At 50.1% G+C, this 20,588-nt stretch carries 15 protein-coding genes and 1 tRNA gene; 7 read left to right on the top strand and 9 right to left on the bottom strand.

Annotated elements, in window-relative coordinates:
• Positions 1-50: 50 nt before the first annotated feature.
• Entirely contained in the window at positions 51-1,367 is a 1,317-nt protein-coding gene (locus tag RID21_RS01065; RefSeq protein WP_350186774.1) for a hypothetical protein, read from the bottom strand.
• Between the two features lie 186 nt (positions 1,368-1,553).
• Here RID21_RS01065 and RID21_RS01060 point away from each other — a divergent pair, with 186 nt between their 5' ends.
• Together RID21_RS01060 and RID21_RS01055 are read left to right on the top strand one after the other, a co-directional pair.
• Positions 1,554-1,805, top strand: coding sequence for a helix-turn-helix domain-containing protein (locus RID21_RS01060; protein ID WP_145451773.1), 252 nt, complete (start codon positions 1,554-1,556; stop codon positions 1,803-1,805).
• 5 nt (positions 1,806-1,810) lie between these two features.
• Positions 1,811-2,914, top strand: coding sequence for a site-specific integrase (locus RID21_RS01055; RefSeq protein WP_350186773.1), 1,104 nt, complete (start codon positions 1,811-1,813; stop codon positions 2,912-2,914).
• Positions 2,915-3,204: 290 nt separating this feature from the next.
• Here RID21_RS01055 and RID21_RS01050 read toward each other — a convergent pair.
• From RID21_RS01050 to RID21_RS01040, 3 genes are all read right to left on the bottom strand, one after another.
• Positions 3,205-3,291: transfer RNA gene (locus RID21_RS01050), tRNA-Ser, on the bottom strand.
• Positions 3,292-3,353: 62 nt separating this feature from the next.
• Positions 3,354-3,596: a hypothetical protein gene (locus RID21_RS01045; RefSeq protein ID WP_350186772.1), complete on the bottom strand. Its 243-nt coding sequence runs from the start codon at positions 3,594-3,596 to the stop codon at positions 3,354-3,356.
• A gap of 234 nt (positions 3,597-3,830) precedes the next feature.
• On the bottom strand, positions 3,831-4,148 hold the full coding sequence (locus tag RID21_RS01040; protein ID WP_350186771.1) for a BON domain-containing protein: 318 nt from the start codon (positions 4,146-4,148) through the stop codon (positions 3,831-3,833).
• A 364-nt stretch (positions 4,149-4,512) separates the two neighbouring features.
• Here RID21_RS01040 and RID21_RS01035 point away from each other — a divergent pair, with 364 nt between their 5' ends.
• A complete protein-coding gene (locus RID21_RS01035; protein ID WP_350186770.1) occupies positions 4,513-6,312 on the top strand; it encodes an ArnT family glycosyltransferase in 1,800 nt (599 codons plus the stop codon).
• 47 nt (positions 6,313-6,359) lie between these two features.
• Positions 6,360-7,703, top strand: coding sequence for a CehA/McbA family metallohydrolase domain-containing protein (locus tag RID21_RS01030; protein WP_350186769.1), 1,344 nt, complete (start codon positions 6,360-6,362; stop codon positions 7,701-7,703).
• An 11-nt stretch (positions 7,704-7,714) separates the two neighbouring features.
• Here the strand turns inward: RID21_RS01030 and RID21_RS01025 are convergent, their stop codons facing one another.
• The 3 genes from RID21_RS01025 to RID21_RS01015 all read right to left on the bottom strand — a co-directional run bounded on the left by RID21_RS01025 (position 7,715) and on the right by RID21_RS01015 (position 14,285).
• On the bottom strand, positions 7,715-9,712 hold the full coding sequence (locus RID21_RS01025) for a hypothetical protein (RefSeq protein ID WP_350186768.1): 1,998 nt from the start codon (positions 9,710-9,712) through the stop codon (positions 7,715-7,717).
• Positions 9,713-9,931: 219 nt separating this feature from the next.
• The gene (locus RID21_RS01020) at positions 9,932-11,389 is read right to left on the bottom strand and encodes a DUF1501 domain-containing protein (protein WP_350186767.1); all 1,458 of its coding nucleotides are present in this window, start codon (positions 11,387-11,389) and stop codon (positions 9,932-9,934) included.
• A 223-nt stretch (positions 11,390-11,612) separates the two neighbouring features.
• The gene (locus tag RID21_RS01015; protein ID WP_350186766.1) at positions 11,613-14,285 is read right to left on the bottom strand and encodes an FAD-dependent oxidoreductase; all 2,673 of its coding nucleotides are present in this window, start codon (positions 14,283-14,285) and stop codon (positions 11,613-11,615) included.
• A gap of 365 nt (positions 14,286-14,650) precedes the next feature.
• Between RID21_RS01015 and RID21_RS01010 the strand changes: the two genes are divergently transcribed.
• A complete protein-coding gene (locus tag RID21_RS01010) occupies positions 14,651-15,619 on the top strand; it encodes a DUF1559 domain-containing protein (protein WP_350186765.1) in 969 nt (322 codons plus the stop codon).
• A gap of 71 nt (positions 15,620-15,690) precedes the next feature.
• Positions 15,691-16,146 (top strand): carboxypeptidase regulatory-like domain-containing protein, encoded by a 456-nt coding sequence (locus tag RID21_RS01005; RefSeq protein WP_350186764.1) that lies wholly within the window; start codon positions 15,691-15,693, stop codon positions 16,144-16,146.
• 118 nt (positions 16,147-16,264) lie between these two features.
• Here RID21_RS01005 and RID21_RS01000 read toward each other — a convergent pair whose 3' ends face one another.
• Both RID21_RS01000 and RID21_RS00995 read right to left on the bottom strand, forming a co-directional pair.
• Complete coding sequence (locus RID21_RS01000; RefSeq protein WP_350186763.1) at positions 16,265-18,019, bottom strand: CRTAC1 family protein; 1,755 nt, start codon at positions 18,017-18,019, stop codon at positions 16,265-16,267.
• A gap of 29 nt (positions 18,020-18,048) precedes the next feature.
• Positions 18,049-19,224: a tetratricopeptide repeat protein gene (locus tag RID21_RS00995; RefSeq protein WP_350186762.1), complete on the bottom strand. Its 1,176-nt coding sequence runs from the start codon at positions 19,222-19,224 to the stop codon at positions 18,049-18,051.
• A 333-nt stretch (positions 19,225-19,557) separates the two neighbouring features.
• Here RID21_RS00995 and RID21_RS00990 point away from each other — a divergent pair, with 333 nt between their 5' ends.
• Positions 19,558-20,493, top strand: coding sequence for a DUF1559 domain-containing protein (locus RID21_RS00990; RefSeq protein ID WP_350186761.1), 936 nt, complete (start codon positions 19,558-19,560; stop codon positions 20,491-20,493).
• Positions 20,494-20,588: the final 95 nt, after the last annotated feature.

The following is a 20,588-nucleotide window of genomic DNA, read 5'->3' as shown; positions in this document are numbered from 1 at the left end:
AAAGTGCTGGCAACAAGAACGTCAAGCCCAGACACCTGAAAGTGATAATATCAGTCATTCCAGCCTTCATCGTCCCTCGTATCGCCCATAGCTAGTTTAGAAATATCATTGCTAACGAGTTTGTTGTATGCATTATTGACTCCTCCAAATGGACGACAGGCTTTGCTGAAAAACTGGGTGCGTCTATCTGCCCCACGGCGATTGTCAGTCATGTCTGAATAATAGTAGAGAAGTTGATGAATGGTTCCGACAAAGTCAAAATCATCGTCCCCAGACAAGACCGACAACATTGGTGCGGTCAGAAGCGGAAGCCGTTCTTTAAGCAACAGCAAGGGAAAATCACCGAGATAATCCTGTTTCAAATAAATCATCTCATAAATCTTCCGCTCACTCTGATTCAACGGTGCTGGTAACGCATTCTGGAAGCAACGCATTTGCGCATGAATACAATTTCCGACATAGCGATAGGCCTTCCAGCCTAAATCCATCAGAGTCCAACGAACCATACCATTATTGAGTTTTCCAAAAGGACTCTTCCGCTTTGAAATCTGGGTTAGAAACGAGTTTTTGGGACCTGCAAACCAGTTATCAAATTCTTCCTGCGTATCGCCCATGTGCTCTTCTATTGCTGTCAGAATGCGATCTTCAATCCAGTGTTGGCATTCCGGATCACAGCGAACGGTATTCTGCTCGTTGTATAACGCTATTCGGACTAAGAATTCAATTCCCTCAGAATTAGTTAACTGCATGGGTGAAGTTTTTGCTGCTGCAAAAAAGCCATAGCTGATAGTCTCTTTCCGGTCCGGATTTTCGATGCCGCACTCTTTTGCCAGTAGTTTGCCTTCTGTTTGCAATCTATCAAGACTCCATGGGGCTTCTTCTCCGCCGTAGGCGACCCCGAGATACTCCGGTAGAACAGTTTTTCTTCCAGATGTCTCTCGTCCGGATCTTTTAACAGTCAAGTCTTGCGAGCTAGCGAAGTTTCTTTCTAAGTGATTATTGAGTTTCTTAATTCTCTGGAAAAAATGAAACATCAGGCGATAACTACTGCGTTCGGCTGCACTGAGATCCTGATTCCGGTTCAGTATCGAAAGCCCACCTGCAAAGAGATTGGTAAGCAATAAATCGCTCCCGGTCATGGGAAGTAATCGCCGGACGGAATCCTTTCCCTTCAAGCAAAGAAACTTCAACTCAAAATCGTCTGGTAATTGATCGCTGATTTCATCTGCAGGTCGCCACCGGCAGATTAAGGCTGAGTCTGCAGCTTTATGTGCCTTCCGCAGAATGGGACATTCCAGATCCCAGTAATCGCAGTGTTCGATCCGAACCGTCCCATATTGATCGCTCAGTGTAGTTTTTCTGACCATCGTAGCTGTAACTCCATTAAATATAGCTGCTTAGGTGGATTTTGGTGCTAATGCACTTGCTGCCAACCGGCATCTGAGTCTTGTCGAAATATTTTTCGTACGGAAATCACTATGCCAGAGGAGACCCACATTTGGTGTGACGTCTGATCCCCCGCTTTAAGAACTCCATGAAGTAGGAGATCAACGATGTCAGAGAGACGAACTCTCAAAATCACGAGGGAAGAAATCACCAAGGCTTTTTCAACTGGGGAATGGGCCGATAAGTATCCACCGATTCTCACGGTCGACCAGGCAGCGGAACTCTTTAACGTTCCCAAGGCCACCATCTATCAGTGGAAATCAGAAGGCAAGCTGACGGACTCTGCTCAGCGGGTCGGCAAGCATCTGCGTTTTCTCCGTGATCGCTTGGTTCTCAAGCTGATGAGTAAAGGAGTATAGAAATTATGAATACGAAAATTAAAAACGTCAATACGAATAATGAACGTGTAGGTGAGGTTGCATCGATATTTAACCGGAATGGTGTTTGGTACATCAATATGCAAATTCGCGGTAAACAGATGCGCAAATCTCTGAAAACTTCAAATAAGAAGGAGGCGCGTGCCAGGGCACTCGCCCTGGAGCGCGAACTGTTAAAAGGAGACACAGTAAAAACTGTTGAATCCGAACCTGTTCTGATTACTGATGCGATAGAAGCACTCATTCAAAGTTGTAAAACGGAGGAGTTGCGTCCAAAAACCATCAGTAAATACAGGCAGGTACTGAAAGACGTTGCTGAGTTTGCTGAATCACGTAATCTCTACAAACTGGAGCAGCTTGACGTTCGATTTGTGGATGCCTACCGGCAACACCGGAAACAGAAGGGGGCGAAACCCAAGACGATCTATACCGAAGTCGGAGTAATCCGTCGCCTGTTACTTTTTGCCAAAACGCGTCGTATGATCGACGAAGATCCGCTGGAAGGCTTGCGGCTCACTGAACCCAAAACAGAGCCACAACCGTTCTGGAATCTGGATCAGCTTGATATGGTTATTAAATCCAGCTCTAAGGTTCATCGTCCGGTATTTACTTTTCTGGCGGAAACCGGATTACGGATCGGAGAACTGCGGTGGCTGACCTGGGACGATGTTGACCTGAAGCAGGGACTGATACATATCCGTCCGAAGGATAACTGGACGACGAAGACCGGGAACGTACGCTCGATCCCGATCTCTGATCGCGCTTGCGAAGTTTTGCAGGCACAGCCCCGGCACAGTCGCTGGGTCTTTACGGCCAGGGCGTCCCCTAAATATCCCCAGGGGGATCATCAGGTCTCTGAACGCAGGCTGCTGGAGTCACTCAAACGAACTCTGAAAAAGCTGAAGCTGAAAGGCCACCTGCATACGTTCCGTCACAGCTTTATTTCGCGGGCCATCGTGCAGGGCATTCCTGAAGCGATTATCCGTAGCTGGGTGGGGCATGTCGATCATAAGACACTGCAACATTACACGCATATTGCTGATCAGGAGTCGCAGGCTGCGATGCAGCGATTGAATCGGCCGGACGCGTAGTTGTCTGGCATAGAGAGTTTTCGAACGAGGTGGTGACCTGCTCACACCGTTCTAAATAAAAAAGCCGGGGCTCTGGAAGTCCCAGAGTCTCCGGCTGGTTTTTAAATTGTGGCCTGATGGATCAGGCCCATTTGTACGACAGCAATGTCAAAATATTTTTCTACAGGAGGGTTCACAATGAACCGGTTTTCTAATCAGCACAAATCTAGCACAAAATCAGAATCTTCAATTCCGGTTGATCGTTTGGTCCTACAAAAAAAGGGTCAAAAGCGGTCATGTACAAAAGAAAGCGGAGAGAGGGGGATTCGAACCCCCGGTCCCGTTTCCGGGACACAGCATTTCCAGTGCTGCACAATCGGCCACTCTGCCATCTCTCCGGTTGAGTTGCGCTCGTAATGAGGCGACTCAGCTGTATTGGTTCACTTCGAAATGGGGCAGCTTATTCGTCTGCAGTTTCTGTGGAAGAGCCTGCTTTGATCGCAGCTTCCCGGTCTTCAATCTTCTTCAGAGATTTAAGCCGGTTTTTAACCTGAGTTTTCTGAGCGTTGATCTGCCGCCATTTGGGGTGTTTCTTACGCGCTTCTGCAGGAATGTTCTGTTCATCCAGAACTTTGGCATAGTCTGAAATAGCAGCTTCTGCATTCTGTAACTGACGTTCTAACTGTTCTCTGCGTAAAGACATTGTCTTCCCATGTCCCTTTTGATGTAGTATTGACCGTTTATCTCTGGAAGGGGTTCGGACCCTTACTATGCGCAAAATCATTGGCTTCCCAAGGCCGGCAGCCAATGGAACGAGAATTCTAACAAGATCAGCCCGGATTTGACAACGGTCAGGGGATGTAACCTGATGTATTGTCTCGTTTTTTGCTCAAAATGTTTTAATTGAACATGTTAGCAGGATTGCTCGAGGCCGGATTCAGGGGAGATCCAGGCTGAGAGCCGTTCGGGAGGCAGGCTCCACATTGAGGCTATTGTGGACCTGTCTGACCCCCTGGATGCGACTGACTGACTCCTGAGCCAGCTGTTTCTCATAATAGCTGCTGACAATCCCGGTCAAGTAGACCTGTTCCTGTTCGACTCGATATTGCACATTCTGACGAGAAGCCAGACTGGTTTGCGAAATGGCATTGCTGATCAGCTCATGCAACTGATGGGCGCGGTCAATGCTGATGTGTTGCGTCATGGGAGACCAATACTTTAAGGATTTTAAAAATTTCACCTTATCCTTATACATGCTTCTCATCCTGAGATTAGAAATGGGTGCAATCAGTTCATGCACTCTTTGAGTGTTCGGCTGATTGATTTTTCCCCAATCAGGAAAATGATGAGGAATGCAAGGGTTCCGTAAAGCTGGTCAGGAATCAGGATTAGAATCAGAAAAACAGGCACGAAAGGACCTGATCAGGAGGGAGATCTCCCCCACGCTCCGGTTACGTACATGTGATCACCCGACGTTCCAGGCTTTTCTGACAGTGAGGTGTTCCTGTGTTTTGTTGTCATGTACAATCAGAGGGTATCAATCAGTCAGGGGTTCTGTGGGTTTAAACATCACGATTGCCCTGCCAAGTCAGGTTCGAGATTCTGAGAAGGAAACAACCTTGGTAATCATCAGTGATCAGGAGCTTTTGCAGCGATCTGCAGAACCTGCTCATGATTTATTTCCCGTGATGCGACGTGCTTCCGTCATGTCGCCCCTGGTGGCGTTACTGGCGCTGGGGCCGGGGTTACTGGCTTTTCATTCCTACCGGATTGATGAACTGTCTGCCTGGTTTGGATTGCAGTGTCTTGGTAAGGCACATCTGCTGGGAGACAGCGGCAATGCACTGATTTCTCAGCCCCCCCTGGTCGGCTGGATCTTCACCGGACTGTTGTCGATCATCGGGCACTGGTCTTCTTCGCTGGTTCTGTTTTCCTATTTCTCCACAGCGGCCATGTTGTATGTCGCGTATCGACTGACGCGTAAAGTCTGTAATCCGCGGTATGCGCTGGTCTATTGCTTCTTACTTGCATTCCATCCGGTGGTGCTCAAGCAGATTCAACTGATAGAGGCACCTGCGTTCCCCATCCTGTTTGCCCTGCTGACGATCTGGGGCTTCATCACGCATTTGCAATCTGAATCTGGTGTGGTCTCGTACAAACTGCTCTGCGGGGGGATTTCGTTGGGGCTCTGTCTTTTATCGGGAGGAGTCCTGGCACTGGGAGTGTTACTGATGCTCGGGGTGTTTATTATCAACCCCCTGTATCTGCCCCGCGGTCGGTCCCTGGCAGATCAACAGAAGATGCCCGGGGTGAAGCAGGTATTGAGAGTCTGGAAATCACTCCTGGTTCTGGCCTTCACGGGTTTTGCCGTCGGGGGCTGGTGGGAACTGATGGCGGCTTCTCAGGTCGAAGGCTTCTGGTCCAACTGGTTTGCAGGCACCGGTCAGCCCACGATCAGCTTTTACTGGAAGGCGGAATTTTACCCGTCTTATCTGGCCCGGGATATCATTTCTTCTATGGGCTTCCTGTTGGGGTTTGCCATTTTCGGCCTGTTTCATGGTATCAAACGAGTACTGAACCCGCAGGGAGGAAATCTGCAGGAGATCGCCTGGTTGCGTCTGGTCGTAATCTGGGCATTGTGTGGTGCCTTATTCTGGTGGGGCGTACAATATCTTCCCCAGATGAATACCAGTACCCGGGCCATGTGGAAGCTGTTCTTCATCATTCCCATGATGGCCGTCGTTGCCTGGGAATTCCAACAGATCGCTCTGCGACGTGTAGGCTATCCGACTGTGCTGGCCGTATTTACGTTAGGGGTACTGGCGGTGATTTTCATCAACGCTTCGAATACGGATACTCTCAGTCCATTGATCAGCGGGCGTTTTTTGAGGCAGTTGATCATTCTGGGTTTATCGTTGGTGATGGTGCTCTGGTACAGTCATCGATTTAAGAAAGAGCATGCCCACAGGATTGTCGAGGTCGCGCTGGTGCTGGCGTTGTCTGTTTTGCATGTGGTCTATGGTGTCTTTTCAATTCCTAAACCCCACCCGGCTGGCGAACGGCTGCTGCAGTTTGAAAATCAACTGCGATTGACGGAAAATGTGGGAGACTGTTTTCTTGTCAGCAAGAGTGACCAGGTGCCTTTGGAACTGAAATTTCTGGTGTTCTATCTGTGGGGTGATATCGAACTGAAACAGATACAGGGGGCCGTGTTGCCCCAGGATCTTCAGATTCCTGATCGCAGTCATGCAGATGAACCTGGCGAGAAGCAGGTAATTATTCGTTGGGGGGCATCTCCTGTTGCGTTACGTAATATCCTGAACGCGGATTTTGTCTTAAAGCCTGTTGCACAGCCCGATGTTTACAAAAATCAGGAACTGCAGGCGGATCTCATCAGTAAAGCACCACCTGGTTTCTGAAATAGTTATCTTAATATTTTAGTGATATTTGCTTTGGAGTCAGCTACATGAAACTTCTGAATCTTTCCGCTTATTCTTCACAAGCCCGGCAGGCCGTGGCTTCCTTTTCATTCCTTATGCTGTGCCTGGCCGGATTGAGCTCGATCACCTTCGCAGCAGACCCGGTCGTACTGGAAGAGACTGAGCAGCAGAAATGGTATAAAGGTAATCTGCATACGCATTCATTATGGAGTGATGGTGATGATTACCTGGAAATGATTGCTGACTGGTATAAGTCACATGGGTATGACTTCCTGTCATTCACGGATCATAACGTGCTCTCAACCAAAGAACGCTGGACCGTTCCCGAAAAAAACAAAGGCAAAGTGCACGCGTACGAAGAATTAAAGAAACGTTTTCCCGACTGGATTGAAGAGCGAAAAAATAAAGAAGGTCAGATCGAAGTACGGATGCGGACATTCGAAGAGGTATCGGAAAAACTGGGAGAGCCGGGGAAGTTTCTGCTGATTCTGAGCGAAGAGGTAACGGACCGTTACAAGAACATGCCCGTGCATATGAATGCGACCAATGTGCATTCCCTGTTAACGCCACGCGGAGGGCAGAGCGTGTATGAGGTGATGCAGAACAATACCAACGCACTGCTGGCCCAACGTGAGCGTTCGGGTAAGTCGATGATGATTCATCTGAATCATCCGAATTTTCATTATGGCGTAACCGCTGAAGAGCTGATGAAGGTGATCGGCGAAAATTTCTTCGAAGTCTATAACGGTCATCCCGGTGTGAATAACTCGGGGGATGAATCTCATGCCGGTACTGAGCGAATCTGGGACATTATTCTTACGAAGCGGTTGGCTGAACTGGACCTGCCCATGATGTATGGCCTGGGCACCGATGACGGACATAACTATCACAAGATTCCCAGTCGCGCCAGTGAACCGGGGCGGGGTTGGGTTGTTGTGCTTTCCGAAACTCTGGAACCGGAAGCCCTGGTGAAGGCACTGGAGGCCGGGAAGTTCTATGCGTCCTCCGGCGTGAAATTGAAATCAGTCCGGCTTTCTGACAAGGGGATGCAGGTGGAAGTGGATCCCGAGGAGGGGGTAGAATACACGATCGAATTCATCGGGACACGGGAAGGCTATCCCAAACGAGGGATTCCCGTGCTGGACAGCAAGGGCGAGGAACTGCATGCCACCAAACGCTACAGCAAGAAAATTGGTGAATCGCTAAAATCGGTGAAGGGGACTTCCGCCAGCTATGATTTTGATGGAAATGAAATTTATGTGCGGGCAGTTGTGCATTCGTCAAAGCTGCATCCCAATCCATCAGAGGTGGGAGAAGTCGAGCGTGCCTGGGTGCAGCCGATTACCGGTCCTGGAGCACCGAAAAAGTAGGTTGATTGAACTTATTCAGTAGAATCTGCTGACTGCCCGCTGGCACTGGTGACAATCAGTGTCTGGCGGCTGAGCAGCTGTCCTTTGGAACTATCATAGACCGAAGTTTCGAACTGCGCGACTCCAAATGGAATCTGGTCAGTAAGCCAGAGATCCGTGCGGTAGCGCAGTTTTTTTTCTGCTTCTGTATCGGCGGCGATGGTAACCGCGACTTGTGAGGCTGCCAGTTGACAGCGATAGGCGTCTTCGCGAAGTGGTGTAAACAGGTGTCTGATCTTGCCAGGATTGTATGCCCGACGGCGTGGCATGCCATAGAAGAATCGATAGGCGGCATACTTTTCTGCGTCAGAGACATTTTCATCCGGCCATTGGAGAAATTCTTCCGGCCATTTTCCAGCATTGAACGCGGCGACATCGACGGTGTAGCGACTGGACTGAACCTGGTCACTTCCCAGATGACGGGTGACCTGAATCGTGCGCAGGTTCCGTGCTTTGCTCTGTTGGTCGTCCGATTTGACGATGCTGATTCTGAGACGGATCAACCGTCCGTCGTTGGCGGGACCGGTGAATTCGACAAATGGTTCAGGCACCTCCGGTTTTGATTCCGGAATCGATGCCAGCCAACTGGAATGGGGGCGATTGAGTGCTGGGGGACGCTGCTCATATTGAATCCAGCCAGCCTCTTTGAACCAGGAGAAAATCCAGGGAGCGCGCCAGGGGTTATGCAGCGGATGATGTGCGGAAAAGACCGAAAGCAGCAGACAAAGAACACCCACACACTGTAACCAGCGCCTGTTTGCAAGCTGATCGAGAAGCGGGATCATGCTGATCAACCAGAAGGGAGTGAGCCAGAGCATCCAGCGAAGAGCGGCACTGTTTCCACCATAGTTGTAGTTGCCGGTCCGAGTCATATAGAAACCAAAAACGATGACCGTCAAACCAAGACTGGTCCAGAGCAGGAGGCGTAGACTGTGTTGGGCAGCCTGTCTGATGCGCACCCATGAGAAGAGTGTTAAGAGGTAAATGGGCGACAGCGAAAAAATACCATGATGTCCCAGCGTGCAATGAAAGAAATAGACCAGCGGGGAATCGAGATTCTGATCCAGGCCCTGCGGATTTTTCCAGTAGCTGGGGACGCCTTTATGTTCGTAGAGATATTTCTCGGTTCCGTAATACATATAGAAGGGTTTCCAGCCGCCTGTGGCTGCATAGTTGGTGACGAAAAAACCGATCAGTGGAATCAGGGCTGCCGGAGAAAATACCAGCAGTGTCAGACGTGGATTTGCTTTGAACAGCAGGCCGAAAGTGACCAGACCAAACAGAGCCGCCGGCAGTTCGTTGCAGCAGGTAAACATGGCAAAGAAACCGGCGAGGACAAAGTAGCGTTTCTTCTGGTCTCCGTCGAGGATGATTCTCATCAGGGGATAGAGCGTAAAGACAGCGCAACTGGCGGCGATGGAATGATTGTTCAAAGTCAGCAGAAACGGAGTCAGTAATGTAGCGAAGCAGGAAGCGATGACAACAAAGAAACGTGTGAAATCGGTCTGGGCATACTTTTCGACCATGCGACAGATAAGTGCCAGCGCAATGAGCATCGGAATCAGATTCACGATTATCAAAATCAGGTGGGCTACATCATAGAGATTCTGATTCAGGTTCAGCCCGGTGATTGTTTTGATGAGCCAGTACAAGCCCGCTACCATCGTAGGAAACAGGGGCGGCTTGGATGAATAAAAATGATCCTGGTGACGGACCTTGTCGATGCTGGACCAGCCGGAACGATCGTTAATGGTATCGATCTGATAAGTGCCTTCTTCGACCAGTGACCAGACGGTGCACCAGCGAGAACGGTCATTCGCACTTTGCAGAGGGACGCTGTTCATGATCGCAGCCAGATTCTGTCCTGCAGTGACTGTCAGGAGCAGAATGTAGATACACCAGCGAAGTCTGGTGTTGTGAATGATCTGATCTGATTTGGGAAGATCTGTCGCGAGGACTGTATTGGTCATGAGCACAAAACGGTTTCTGAAAGAACTCTGTATGAATTATCAGTTCAAGTGAGGATGCTTAGCAGGAGCACAGCGGGACTGTATTCTGTTTACAGCATGCAGATTATCGCATGGCACTCGAAATGCAAACGGGGAACTGGTGTCCGTTCAGGTGGTTTTCAGAAAATCAGCGACACGCGGCAGTACAGCGAAACCGGATTGAGCCAGGAAACACGCGGATCAGAACAATTCGTGAATCGGGGCACCATTCTCGATCACGGGGATCGGGCGTCCTTTGTCATCAACGTAGTGCGTATCCAGCGGGACGCCCATGTAGCGGTAGATGGTGGCTGCCAGGTCGCCTGGACGAACTGGCCGGTGCTTGATATTACTGCCGTCATGTTCGCTGGCACCGATCACCTGGCCATGATTCAGACCTCCGCCTGCCATGCACATGGACATGACGACCGGCCAGTGGTTACGCCCATCGGTGCTGCCCTGGGTTCCCGACATGGGGGATCGACCGAACTCACCCATGGCGATCACCAGGGTATCATCCAGCCGGCCTCGCTCTTCGAGATCGAGAACAAGGGTGGTCAACAGATGGTCGAACAGCGGGAGCAGTGGCCCCAGTCCATTCTTAATTCCCCCGTACGGAGGAATGTTGTCACCGTGGTTATCCCAGGTTCCGGAAGCGGTATGATAGCTCAGGTCAAGGGTGACGAACGAACTGCCGGCTTCCACCAGCCTTCGTGCGAGCAGCGCCTGCTGACACCAGAGGTGCTTGCCGTAACGGTCCCGTGTTTCAACCGACTCTTGAGACAGGTCAAATGCCTGTTGTACCCGTTTTCCGAGGACCATGTTATAAGCACGCTGACTGTAGCTGTCGATGGCGTTCATGGATCCCGCCTGATCGATATCGCTCCGCAGGTTGTCGAATTGCAGCATCAGATCGCGTCGACTTTTCATCCGCTCAAAGGACAGACCGGGAGCGAACTGGAACATCTTTCCGCCACTCATCCCGCCAGTGTCTTTCCCTACCATGTCGTATACGGGCAGGTTGGCGGCATCGTTGGCGATGAAGGGATCGTATTGTTTACCGAGATAGCCTCCCCAGGCAATATGGGAATCGTGTTTCATGAAGGCGACGTAAGGGGGCATCCCGGGATGGTTTGATCCATGATGCTTGGCGACAATGGAAGCCATCGCGGGGTATTTGTCCCCTTTGCGATTTGTACGTGGTGTTGCCAGCAGATTGGCGGTCTGCATCACCTGGTTGGGCTGATGGCTGCTCATCTTGGGATCGACGGAGCGGATTAGAGTAAAGCGATCCATCATCGCTGCCTGTTTCGGGAGCCGATCCGTAATCGTAATACCCGGGACATTGGTCTGAGTGACACCAAACGGTCCCCGGTTCTGAATCGGACGATCCGGTTTAGGGTCCCAGGTATCAATATGGCTGGGACCGCCAGTCATCCAGAGCAGGATAATACTCTTCTTGGGGAGTGAAGATTTGCCTTCTGAGAGCAGAGAATCAGAAGCACGCAACAGGTTCGGTACAGTCAGACCTGCCAGGCCGGCCAGAGAGGCTTTGAGCATATTCCGCCGACTTTGAACAACCAGACCTTCCGGTACCAGTGGGTTGAAAGCGGTAAAAGCATGCTGAGAATGTGTGCGCGAATGTAGATTGAACTTCATTATCAATTCCACTTCCCATATCGGGGTTGCAAAGCGCGAGCGAACCTGCAGTTAGAATTTCATAAATATTTAATCTTATTTAATATATCGTCTGTCTCTGATGTGTTCAATACGATTCTCTGTCGCACCACGCAATTTCACACAAATTATGGCTCTCAAAATCTGATATTTCTGTCTGAAAGGGTTGGCAACTGATCAGAGTGGATCTTCAGATAAGCGTCTTTTATGGGGCTGGTTCGAGCACAATCCAGTTCAGACAGGTGTTTGTCGTTGAGCCAGGCTTTCCGATTTCGATTGTCAGTCGGCCATCGGAAACATCGACAGTTGTGCTCTGCTCATGAAATGCGCCGCTGACCGTTGACTGGTCTTCAATCAGCGGTTTGCCTTCTACCGTGACCCATTGCCCGACCTGTTCGTGGCCGGCATCTCCGACGCAGACCGTAACGCGATAACGGCCTCGAGGAAGTACGCATTCCCATGTGGCATGACTCCGCGTGAAAATGAATGTGTCTCGATAGGCTTCCGAAACCTGCTTTCGTTTGCGCACATTCTTACTCAGATCCTGTTGCCAACCAAAACCCCGGGACGCTTTGAAAGGCAACCCATGGTCAGCTTCAAATCCGGAGGTGGCGGGTGTCTTGTTGCCGGTAAAGTTGAATTTTCGGGCCCGGTTTGAAATGTTTTTTCCCAGCAGGCCATCCTGGTCGGCGGTCAGTTTTTCAGGTATCCATTGCAGTGGTTCGCGCGGAGTGAAAAGTGAGGGATCATCGGCATCCGCGATACCGTCCCCATCGGCGTCGTCAGGTGTAAGCCGTTGGTAGGGACGGATGGGAACTTCATGAATGGCTGACCAGAGCTGCTGGCAGAATTCTCCTCGTGAAAGGTTGTCTGGAAGAGACAGAACCAGGTTGGGCGTCTGCAGTGTTTTCATTGTTAACTCGATCGTGGCTGCGCGCCACTCGGGAGTTGCGGGTTGGTCTGGTCGGAAGTCGACTTCACGGACCTTGAGCGGGAGAGCCCCGCGGACAGCGAGACGGTTGACGGCCACAAAAGCCGGATGTGCCGGAGCCAGATCGCGGAACGGCCAGATCAATACAGCCTGGCCGGTCTCTGATTCCCCACAAAGTGCGTGCCGTACCTGTTCCAACTGTTGGCGGTTGTAGGGGATTTCGCGTGGCTGGATCTGCTCTTTCAAAGAGACAGCAGCAGTCGCGCCTGCTGCCTGACCAATGGCGATACACTGATCGTGCAGGCGAATTGCGGCACTCACAATACTGCTGTAGCCAATATTTTTCTGTGCGCCGAGCAAGCCGTCCATTTCCACCGGGACCAGACTACGCAGGGGAAACAGGCTGCGATCGCTGACCAGGCTCGTGTTCCGCCCCGGTTTCTCATAGTCGATCCAGGGGCCCCGGTTACCTTCGGATTTCAAGTACGTACGTCCGGTGCGGTGGAAGTCGTAATGGAACTGCCAGGCGAACAGCCCATCCGGATACATGACCCGGGAGAACCGTTCGCGGGCGAATTTCTTGGTCGGGCCGTCCATGTTACGGCCATCCTGCTCACGCATCATGTACATGGCTTTGAGACGCAGTGATTCGCGAATATAAGGTTTGGGGGGGAGATGGTCTGGCGTACCGAACTCTTCGCTCAAGTGGAAATGCCTGAAACTGTTGGTTTGGTCATCAGCTCGATCGTGCACGAAATTCTGCAAGTGATACAGCAGGCAGAGGGAATGCCGCTTTGCATCATCAAAAATAATCTGCCTCTGACGACGATTCATGAGCACAATGTTCTTCATGGAAGCTCCCGGTTCGGTTGCTTCCAGAGCTTCACAGACGTGGTGCGGAAGTCGCTCGAGAGGGTAGTCCTGGCCCAGCATGTAATTCAGGAGTATGCTGGTCTTATGATCTTTGCTGGTATAGCCATCCACGATTCGTCGAACTGTGAAGACAGAAAGCTGGCGGGGGGAAGCCTGGCCGGCGGGTGGCCAATGAGGGATGGAGCCCATTCTCTTCAGGGGGCGATCCCATTCCAAGTGCTTCATCTCGGCGAAACTCAGTTTGGATGTTCTTACGAAACAGCGATCATCGTAGCGTTCGGGTTTGTGAATCGGGGTATCGCCGTCCGATTCTTCTACGATCATGGCCCACGTGATCGGATTCATTTCATTAGGCGGGTAACCCTTCAAGTTCAGAGGGGCACTCGGTTCCCCATATCGCGAACGCGGGTCGGCTCCAATTTCGAAAGCGGCACCGGCAACCTGAATGGCTTCTCCCCAGTCCGAAGCGTCAATCGTCAGTCTGGCCATCACGTGCCGGTCAGGAGTTTCCGACCCGACCGGTGCAAACCAGAGCCCCGTCAGTCGGGGATGAGTTCCTCCCCGATCAATGTCTGCTTTAACTGGATAATGGCGGGTAATCAGTCGAATCTGACCACTCTGGATGTAGGGTTGGAGCAGGTCGCGAAAGATGGCTTCAGCTTCGGCGGGGCGAAATGTGGAAGGTCCATGGAACGGGCGTCCCGGCATGGGAGAGCCATATTTTTGTGTGTTGAAGGCTTCAATGCGATCCATCAGTTCCTTGAACAGACCGCTGCGGTGGAAGGAGCGTTTCATCGGATGCCAGTCAACACCCCAGCCAACTTTACCCGGGCCTTTGTTCTCGTCTACACAGGCGAGCGCCTGTTCTGTGTACTGTCCGCCCAGCCAGTCTCCGTCCAGCACGAGGGTAATAGATTTCACCCCGAGTCGAGCCGCCTGGATGGCCGCCGCCCATCCTGATTCCGTTCCGCCGACAATCAATAAATCGGTTTGCTGTTCGGCCTGTTGAGCGAACAGGGAATTTTTTGAAAAAAAACAGAGTAACCAGCAGAGGAGCGCGATCTTCTTTTTCATGAGCTGTGTTTACTTATTCAATTGATAACACTGATTTGATTTTCCCTGGCAGATGACAAAGCCTGAAAGTACGGGTTAGCTGCATCATACGACACGATTCATTGAGTTGTCATCTCTCTTCCTGATTCTGGCAGCATTTCTCGAGCCGGACCAAACTCACTGCGAACTTACGATCTGCGTGATCTTTTCGTCTGCATTCTGGTCTGGCACTGATTTTGCATGAGTAAGGCGTCGTTGACAAATCCTTGATCAATCAACCAGTTGAGCCTGAAAAAACAGCATTGACTGCAGGTTCAGTAGGCATGCAGAGACAGGGATGAGTTCATTCCAGTTCTGATTCTATTTATTTTTCAGGAGTTCTTTTAATGTCTAAGATGCAAAGGCCAAAACGGGGTTTTACCTTGATCGAATTGCTGGTGGTGATCGCCATTATCGCAATTTTGATTGCCCTTTTGTTACCTGCTGTACAGCAGGCCCGTGAGGCAGCCAGAAGATCCCAGTGTAAAAACAACTTGAAGCAGCTTGGACTGGCACTCCACAACTACCATGAAACATTTTCAGTTCTGCCACCAGCTCACATCGGACGTTGCACGACTCCCCGGCTCATGGCTACCGGTCTGACCATGTTGCTGCCTTATCTCGATCAGGCTCCTTTGTACAACATGTATAACTCCAGCGGTAGTGCCACAGCACACTCCAGTATTTCTACTGGTGGGGGTGCACTTTCCGCAGGAGATGATCCTGTGACCAACGGGAATGCTGCTGTGGTCAAAACACTGGTCACCGTCTTCCTGTGCCCATCCGATGACGGGACTTACTTCATTCCTTCCGCCACTAGCAGCTACGGTATTTCGGCTACGAATACGGGAACAGGGGGCGCTAAGACCAACTACGATTTCATTACAATCACCCCTTACAACTCCTGTGAAAACTGGACTCTGACCGCACCAACCAGTCGCTGCATGTTTGGCGACAACAGCAAGTGCCGGCTGGATGACGTCAAAGACGGAACAAGTAACACCCTGATGATGGGCGAAACCACCCGCACTGTATACAACGGCGGAACCAACGCCTGGGGGTATCGTGGACACGTGATGGTCGGTCTGAATCTGGTTTCTTACCCGATCAACCGCTTCTATTATTCATCCGCCTCACCTCCGGAACAGCCGCGTGGAAAACTGGGGAGCTGGGCATACGCCGGAAGTCTGCACACCGGTGGTGCTCACTTCCTGCTGGCAGATGGCTCGGTTCACTTTCTCAGTGAGAACATCGACACCACTACCCGTCAGAATCTGGCACGTATGTCTGATGGCAAAGTCATCGGAGAATGGTAAGGTCATCTGAAAACTCAAATTGAATTCTCAACCCTCTCAATTCATAAGTTTTTAAGAGGAAACTCCCAACGATGTTACAACGTATCAGCTTATGTCTGGCAGTCTGCAGTCTCCTGGTGGGACTGTCGGGCTGCGGCGGCGGTACTGAAGAAAAGCCGCTACCGAACACTGTGCCTGTAACAGGTGCAGTAACTATGAAGGGCAAACCACTGGTCTCAGCGACGGTTACTTTCGTCCCGCAGGGAGAGACCAAAGGAGTGGAATGCGTTGGCTTTACTGATGAAGCCGGTAAGTACCAGCTAAAACAAATCCGAGGTGGCGAAGGAGCTCCTCCGGGTAGCTATAAAGTGGTGATCAATCACTTCGTAAAGGGAGATGGTTCTCCTATCAAGATTGATGGCTCTGAGCCCCCGGCGAACCTTGGTGCGGTTGAATCACTGCCGATCCAGTACAGCAGTTTTCTAGATTCAAAACTGACTGCTCAGGTGAGTGATGCAGGAGGCGAATTCAATTTTGATCTGAAATAGTGGCGTGTGAATTCGACTCTGTTCGACAGTAATGTCGAGCTATAAAACTCAACGGCCTTCGGTTTTATTTCATCCAGGAAATAGAACCGGGGCCTTTTTTTGTTGAGTTAGCGACTTATTAGTGAATACCCTGAATCAGGGTGACCTGTGGCTCAACTGGTATCTGTTTCCAGTGTTCCGACTTCCCATCGGGCCAGACGATGGTGACGCTTTCAATCTGTTTGGCGTCTCCCGTGGGAATGATGACCCTTGAGTCGCTGGAGGATTGAAAGCTCCCCCCTGCTGGCACACAGAAGATCTGTTCGACACCATCAACAGTCGCGTTGAGTGTCACCCCGAGAGGCTCTCTCGCTGAACTGGTTCCAATGAGTTTGATGCGTACGCTGTTTCCAGTGCGGGGGCTGTCATTCTGTAAGAGAGTGGCTGGTTTCAGCTCCGGTAAGCACACCAGATCCGTATCTCCATCATTGTCCAGGTCTGCAGAAGCGACAGCGCGTCCCAGAACCTGTTCCTGAAAATAGGAGCCTGATTCCTGGGAGACATCCACAAATCGCCGCCCCTGTTGATTCAGATATATCTGTTGAGTCATTTCGTATTCATGCTCTGTCTGACCATCATTCAGATCCCAGATGTGGCCGTTGGCAATGAACAGATCAGGCCACTGGTCGAGATTGAAATCAGCGGCAATTGTTCCAAATGCGAGTTTGGGACGGGAATTCGTATCCAGCCCCAGGCGTGTATTGCTGGTCAGGAAAATACCGGAATCAATCTGCTCGTAAAAATCATTGGGGGAATTCTCGAAGTTGGTGACAAACAGGTCGAAACGCCCATTTCGGTTGTAGTCAGCACAGGCGATTCCCATCGATGATTGCGGCATGCCGTTATCCCCCACAGCGACACCCTGGACCAACGCTTCTTCCTCAAATTTGAAGTCACCTTGATTTCGAAAAAAGAAATTATCGGTCATATCGTTGGCGACAAAAATATCGAGCAGACCATCGCCATCCAGATCGACTATCTGAACGGCGAGTCCTTTTCCGGCTGCCGGTTTGGTGATTCCCGCATCCGAGGATCGATCGGCAAAACTGCCATCTCCGGTATTTTGATACAGGATGTCCGGTTCCGCAGTGCGACCAATGGGACCACAGGAAATTTTGATCCGCCTGCCATTCAAAGTGGTATAGCAGGGAGGGTCTGACTCGTCATACTGCACATAATTCGTGACGTAAAGATCGAGATCGCCGTCACCATCAAGGTCACCAAAGGCGGCACTGGTCCCCCAATGGTTGGCGTCTCCCGTTTCTGTCTGCTCTGTAATGTCTGTGAAAGTACCGTCACCGTTATTCTGCCAGAACGTATTTTTCCCATAAGCACATAGATAGAGATCCACAAAGCCATCGTTGTCAAAGTCTCCACAGGCGACCCCCATGCCGAATCCGCTTGTATTCACTCCCGCGTGGTCTGCTACGGGCGTATATTGCAGAGCTTCCCCAGGCTGGCCCGTTGCGCGATACAGTTGATTCGTTTGTCCTGCTTTGTCTGCAGGTTGATCAAAGTGAGAACCGTTGGAAAAGAACAGGTCCAGTTGCCCGTCCTGATCATAGTCAAAGCAGGCGACACCCCCTCCATTTTGCTCCACCATGTAATGTTGAGGGCTGGGATTCCCATAATAAGTAAATTCGACACCGCTGGCCCCGGTGATGTCTGTGAAGCGAAATGGACTCGACTCTGGAAGAACCGATGGTTGATCAGGAGCGTTTGCTGCAGGCGGATCGACTTCAGCCAGAGGGCCGTCGGTTGTGCCTGAAGGCTGACTGTTACAACCTTGGAAAGCCAGGAGAGTCAGTAGCAGGAGAACCGTGTTGCGAATCATTTTACTTCCAATTGAGAACAAATTCGATTTCACATCGAAGCAGCAATATTTTTCCATAACCTGGCTTGTTGTTTTTTTTCCAGGGTCTCCAGATGAGAGGCGATCCGCTGGCAATCTTCCCTGGTAGGCTTGTCCAAGGCTCCACTGGCAACAAACTTGTATAACTCCTGATAGCTCCGTGCCATTTTTTTAGTCTGTTGAAACTGTTTTTGAGCTGACTCATATTCTCCGGAAGCTTGATACAGCGTGCCGGAATGTTGCAGGTATTTGATCTCATTTGGATTGAGCTTGAGTGCCAGCTGAATTTCTTCCAGTGCCTGCGGTAGCTCATCGTTTTGAAAGTGGAGCCGACTTTTCAGAAAGTGCCAGCGATCGTCGTGCTGTAATTGCTTCTGGAGTTCATCAGGATAGGCTTTTGGGGGTTGGAGCAGTTTTTGACTTTTTCTCAGATCCCCGGTCTCCAGATAAAAGTCAGCTGCGGTGAGAATCGTTTCCAGTCTTGTCGGATTGATGGTTAGCGACTGGTCGATTAACTCACGGGCTCGATCTGTCTGACCAAGTTTCCAGTAGCAATAACCCAGCGCCAGTACGATTGAAGCCTGGCCCGGTTCTGCATCATTAATGCGTTTCAGAAGGCTGATCGATTCTTGAGCGATGGGAGGAAAATATTCGATTTGTAATAAATGGTAAAGTAAAGGATACGGATTTTGGCAGAGCGGCAATGCTTCACTCAATAGCCTTTTCGCTTCTCTCACTCTGAACTGGTTAAAATAAAGCCATTGTAATTCCGTGATTACTGATGGGGATGCAGGTGCGTTATGCAAGAACTGTTTGAGTGCTCGCTCTGCTTGCTCCATTCTGGCCGTTTTCAGATACGCTTTTGCAGAATTCATCAAGGCAGGCTGATAATACTCAGACTCTGGTAAAATACTTCCAAACTGGTTGGCTGCCTGCTCATAGTTTTTCTGCTGATAGTAACAATGGCCCAGTAGAAATGTGGCTTTTTGATTATCTGGAGCGACCTCCAGCAGATTTAAAAGCATATCTATGGCTTCCGGCTGCTGTTGGTCAGCGAGCAGATGCTCTGCAGTCTGAATAATTTCATCTGCCTGAGCTGGATCTATCTGTGAACTTTTCGGGGCGACTATCCAGATCAAAAAGACCAGGCAAAAGATAGCGATCAGTATTATAAGTCGTTTCCGCAAGAGTTGCTCTTCTGCAAATTAAGCTGGAACGGGATGAAATATCAATGATAGGGATAGCTGTATTGATAAGGTCACATTAGAAATCAACGTGCAATAATATTCCGTTTTAGGGACACTGTATGTGGATTATGGTCAGTATATAAGGGGAAATAAATATTTTCTAACAATTAATAAAATTTACAAAACTCTTGTTGCATAAATCTATATTAATGTATGAAATATTAGATACATCTCTAATATTAAAGAACTCTTAATTAAGAAACGCTAATTCCCAGCGCTCTCATACTCTGACGGAGTCATTTCTTTTTTGATACTTATAATCAGGAGCTCGTCATGTATCGTTTCATTAAACGAAAGAGTGGTTTCACTTTAATCGAATTGCTGGTGGTGATAGCCATCATTGCGATTCTGATTGCTCTGTTACTCCCCGCGGTCCAACAGGCACGAGAAGCTGCGCGTCGCAGTCAATGCAAGAATAACCTCAAACAACTCGGCCTCGCATTACACAACTACATTGATACAACTGCTGGAATCATTCCACGTGGCGTGAATCATTACAACGCAACGTCCTGTTGTTGTGAAACAGATAACGGGAACTATGCTCACACGATTCACACAATGTTGTTGCCTTATCTGGACCAGACGCCGCTTTACAACAACATTAATTTTTATGTCGATCCTCAGGACGCAGTCAATCATGAGGTCCGGCGAACCAAGGTAACTGTCTTTATCTGCCCCAGTGCCCTGGTTGTAGACGATGCGAATTACGCTCAGCATAACTATCCGACGGCCAGTGCCAATCATGGTTGGGGCTTATGCGGACGCCATGGCTCTTCAACAACGAATGGAATTTTTGCTTCGCGTTGGGGGATTGTCGATGACGCCTCCGGAGCTGTCTATGATTCACAAATGCGATTGCAGAATGTGACCGACGGCACCAGTAATACGATTACGTTCTCTGAGTTTGCCAAAGGGCTGGATTACATCCTGCCGACATCACACAAAAATAATATGGGACGCAGCTGGTATGATGCCGCTGTAGGCTGGGGAAACATTGGTTTCTCAACACGCATTGACTCCACTCCTAATAATCCGAAAGCAACTTATAGCACAACCCATAACTGGGGCACTGTAGGGAGCTATCATGAAGGTGGTGTGCACTGTGGGTTTATGGACGGGGCAGTTCGTTTCATCAGCGAAAATATCGATGGGAGACAGTGGCAGGCATTATGCACGCCCCGTGGTGGTGAGGTGGTTGAAGTCCCCTGATCATTCTGTCTGAGTCAAATTAAATCAATTGCTACACGCCTGGCATGTGTCTGGTGTGTAGCAGTTTTTCCCTGTTGATTATTGTGATGTAATAG

The organism is Gimesia sp. (assembly GCF_040219335.1).
Lineage (GTDB): Bacteria > Planctomycetota > Planctomycetia > Planctomycetales > Planctomycetaceae > Gimesia.
This window is presented reverse-complemented; position numbering and strand designations above follow the sequence as displayed.

Bases quoted from the DNA above. Each gene is read 5' to 3' on its own strand.
- RID21_RS01045 (WP_350186772.1), bottom strand. From the start codon at position 3,596: ATGTCTTTACGCAGAGAACAGTTAGAACGTCAGTTACAGAATGCAGAA.
- RID21_RS01025 (WP_350186768.1), bottom strand. From the start codon at position 9,712: ATGACCAATACAGTCCTCGCGACAGATCTTCCCAAATCAGATCAGATC.
- RID21_RS01060 (WP_145451773.1), top strand. From the start codon at position 1,554: ATGTCAGAGAGACGAACTCTCAAAATCACGAGGGAAGAAATCACCAAG.
- RID21_RS01065 (WP_350186774.1), bottom strand. From the start codon at position 1,367: ATGGTCAGAAAAACTACACTGAGCGATCAATATGGGACGGTTCGGATC.
- RID21_RS01055 (WP_350186773.1), top strand. From the start codon at position 1,811: ATGAATACGAAAATTAAAAACGTCAATACGAATAATGAACGTGTAGGT.
- RID21_RS01030 (WP_350186769.1), top strand. From the start codon at position 6,360: ATGAAACTTCTGAATCTTTCCGCTTATTCTTCACAAGCCCGGCAGGCC.
- RID21_RS00990 (WP_350186761.1), top strand. From the start codon at position 19,558: ATGTATCGTTTCATTAAACGAAAGAGTGGTTTCACTTTAATCGAATTG.
- RID21_RS01040 (WP_350186771.1), bottom strand. From the start codon at position 4,148: ATGTATAAGGATAAGGTGAAATTTTTAAAATCCTTAAAGTATTGGTCT.
- RID21_RS01000 (WP_350186763.1), bottom strand. From the start codon at position 18,019: ATGATTCGCAACACGGTTCTCCTGCTACTGACTCTCCTGGCTTTCCAA.
- RID21_RS01010 (WP_350186765.1), top strand. From the start codon at position 14,651: ATGTCTAAGATGCAAAGGCCAAAACGGGGTTTTACCTTGATCGAATTG.
- RID21_RS01015 (WP_350186766.1), bottom strand. From the start codon at position 14,285: ATGAAAAAGAAGATCGCGCTCCTCTGCTGGTTACTCTGTTTTTTTTCA.
- RID21_RS01005 (WP_350186764.1), top strand. From the start codon at position 15,691: ATGTTACAACGTATCAGCTTATGTCTGGCAGTCTGCAGTCTCCTGGTG.
- RID21_RS01020 (WP_350186767.1), bottom strand. From the start codon at position 11,389: ATGAAGTTCAATCTACATTCGCGCACACATTCTCAGCATGCTTTTACC.